Below are 2732 nucleotides of genomic sequence, written 5' to 3'. Positions count from 1 at the left end.
GACGATGAGCGCCATGATGCGGCTCCGTTCTCGCAGGGGCACGGCGGCAGAGAGCACCGTGCGCGGATTCGTCAGGGGCGGATGACGCCGCCGACGGCTGCGAGGGAGGACGTGCGAAAGCGGACCGGAAGGTCAACGCGTGAACGCAGGGAGTCTCGACGCAGCGAGGGCGGCGTCGTAACTGTCACCGGAAATCTGCCGTCGCGCGGCCCGACACCTCTATGGCGACCTTTGTGCACGTTTGATGGACCTTCGTCGAACCGGCCGGTGGCCATGAGCTTGTCCCCCAAAAAGCCTACAGCGGTAGGCCTGCGGTGGTCGGCACTTTTGCTGCACCGTCTTGATGTTGCGCTGTCTGCGCAGCGGCCGGCTAGAACTGAATGGATGTGAGATGAAGAAGATCAAGGTTGCTCTGGTAGCGCTGACAACCGTCTCTCTGGTATTGGCGGGAACTCCCGCTATTGCCGCCGAGGACGACTTAGCGGGGGATGCGGCTCAGTCCGTTGCCGCGGCGGTGGAGAATCACCCCCTCGCCGAAGATGCTGAGATTATTGCGCCCGAGGCTCGTGACGGAGTGTTTGTCGCTGATTCTGAAGCAGCGCAGATCACCGTGCCGCGTACAGTCGATATGCCCATTGATGTTTCCCCAACGGGGCATTGGGCGGGAGCCCTGACTGGGATCAGCGTTGGTCTCCCGGAGCCTGTTCAGGGGGCCGCAACTGAGGTTGCAGATGACGGGAGTGTGGTAGCTGATGGGGACGGCGTGCAAGCGGTCGTCCAGACACTTGAGGGTGGTCTTCGGCTGAGCACAGTTATCGACGGGCCGAGTGCACCTACTTCCTTCGCCTACGAGCTGCCTGAGGATCTGGATATCACCCTTAATGAAGATGGGTCCGCCACGCTGTCAAGGACGGCAACCGGGCTTGACGAAGAAGGCAATGAAGTGTCCTTCACGGCTGAAGTGGGCTATGTGGGAGCTCCGTGGGCGGCTGATGCAGATGGTTCGGAGATCGAGACTCGGTACGAAGTCGTTGGCAACGAACTGATCCAGTACGTGGAGCATGGGCCCGGGACCAGCTATCCGGTTGTCGCCGACCCGACGTTCCGGTGGGGATGGAATGTGTACGCAAGCAACACGGTGGTCAGCCAGATCACCAAGCTGCTTCTGGGCGGGTCTAGCGCGGCTCTCTTGGCGAGCCGGATCACTGCGCTCATCCCCGCGGTTGGCACGTTGACCACGAACGTCATTGCTCTCGCTGGGGCGCTGCTTGCTTTCGGTGCAGCTGCGATCAACGCCTGCAACTGGAACAATCGGGGTGTCTACTTTGGCCACACCTGGGTCACTGGCGTTTTGCCTTTCGCCCCATCTATCGTGAGGAACGGGTACTTCTGCGTTCCCAACTAGTTGGTAGCGTGGGTCCAGGTGGAGCGAGGCGGCTCCCCTGGACCCACAAGGCGTTCGAGGGGCTCATATGACGGCTGTGATCTTGGTTGTCGTCCTGCTTGTGTCAACCATTGGGCTGATGCCGCGTCCTGGCCAGTCGAGGGGATTGTCCCGCGTCGTCCTGGGTGTTCTAGCCCTGGCCGAGGCGGCGTTGATCGTCCTTCTGCTGACGGACGAGGCGATCTCCTCAAGCCCATGGGTCGTTGCGGGCATAGCTGTTCTCGCCGCGATCGTCGTGACCTTCTGGTGCTTCGCTGTGGTCTCCGAATTGCAGCGGCCGACTGACTCATCCTGACCGTTCGCGAAACTGAATCCATCCACCGCTGAAGGACTCATTCGCCGCGATCGCGACGGACCTTCTTCTTTCCCTCGGTGAGATCTGGAAGACGAGTCTTGATCTCAGATTCCTTGAGATTTGTGGGGCGCCTCAGGCAATCGATCTGTCTACACTTAGGCGAGCGTGACGACCTCGCCACCGCGAGCCGCAGAGGCCTGGGCGGCCGTGGCGATCTCGACCGTGCGGATGCCCACGCCGGCGTCGGGCTGCGGCTGCCGGCCCTCGCGCACGGCGTGCACGAACTCGTCGAGCAGCAGCGCGTCGAGGCCGGCGCCCACCGGGCTCCAGGTCTCGCCGTGCGCATCATGCCCGGCGACGCCCTTGGCCGTGCTCTTCCGATCTTGGAAGACGAGTCTTGATCTCAGATTCCTTGAGATTTGTGGGGCGCCTCAGGCAATCGATCTGTCTACACTTAGGCGAGCGTGACGACCTCGCCACCGCGAGCCGCAGAGGCCTGGGCGGCCGTGGCGATCTCGACCGTGCGGATGCCCACGCCGGCGTCGGGCTGCGGCTGCCGGCCCTCGCGCACGGCGTGCACGAACTCGTCGAGCAGCAGCGCGTCGAGGTCGGCGCCCACCGGGCTCCAGGTCTCGCCGTGCGCATCATGCCCGGCGACGCCCTTGGCGAAGGGGCTGACGGTGACGGTGCCGCGCTCGGCGACGACCTGGAGGGTCAGCCCGCCCCAGGTGGCCGAGCTCATCGGCCAGCTCCAGGAGCAGTCGATCGTGGCGATGACGCCGCTCGGGTACCGGATCGAGACGAGTCCGCCGGTCTCGACCTCGAGCTCGCGCTCGGCGTGCAGGATGCTGTTSGACACGGCGCGCACCGACTGGGCCCGCTCGCCCAGGAGCTCGTCGAGCAGGTCGGCGCAGTGCACGACGTGGTCGACCAGCGCGCCGCCTCCGGCCAGTTCCGGAGTCGACCAGCGCGCCGCCTCCGGCCAGTTCCGGA

The 2732-nt window shown here is 64.3% G+C and carries 4 protein-coding genes; 2 read left to right on the top strand and 2 right to left on the bottom strand.

What is annotated here, in order from left to right; all coding sequences use genetic code 11:
* Positions 1–391: 391 nt before the first annotated feature.
* Positions 392–1405 (top strand): hypothetical protein, encoded by a 1014-nt coding sequence (locus tag ASD13_RS17075; protein WP_055872004.1) that lies wholly within the window; start codon positions 392–394, stop codon positions 1403–1405.
* Positions 1406–1472: 67 nt separating this feature from the next.
* Positions 1473–1739 carry a hypothetical protein gene (locus tag ASD13_RS17070; RefSeq protein ID WP_055872001.1) on the top strand — a complete coding sequence of 89 codons (267 nt, stop codon included), beginning with the start codon at positions 1473–1475 and terminating at the stop codon, positions 1737–1739.
* Between the two features lie 155 nt (positions 1740–1894).
* On the opposite strand, the gene ASD13_RS17295 is transcribed toward ASD13_RS17070, so the two are convergent.
* Positions 1895–2059 carry a hypothetical protein gene (locus ASD13_RS17295; protein WP_235562683.1) on the bottom strand — a complete coding sequence of 55 codons (165 nt, stop codon included), beginning with the start codon at positions 2057–2059 and terminating at the stop codon, positions 1895–1897.
* Between the two features lie 134 nt (positions 2060–2193).
* Positions 2194–2732, bottom strand: a 539-nt coding sequence (locus ASD13_RS17515; RefSeq protein WP_235562681.1) for a Gfo/Idh/MocA family protein, incomplete at its 5' end; no start/stop codon positions are given.

Source organism: Microbacterium sp. Root1433D1, from assembly GCF_001426835.1.
Lineage (GTDB): Bacteria > Actinomycetota > Actinomycetes > Actinomycetales > Microbacteriaceae > Microbacterium > Microbacterium maritypicum.
Note: the sequence above shows the minus strand (reverse complement) of the source record. Positions and strands in the feature narration are given on the sequence as shown.

Coding starts and splice junctions, on each gene's coding strand:
- ASD13_RS17075 (WP_055872004.1), top strand. CDS start 392: ATGAAGAAGATCAAGGTTGCTCTGGTAGCGCTGACAACCGTCTCTCTG.
- ASD13_RS17070 (WP_055872001.1), top strand. CDS start 1,473: ATGACGGCTGTGATCTTGGTTGTCGTCCTGCTTGTGTCAACCATTGGG.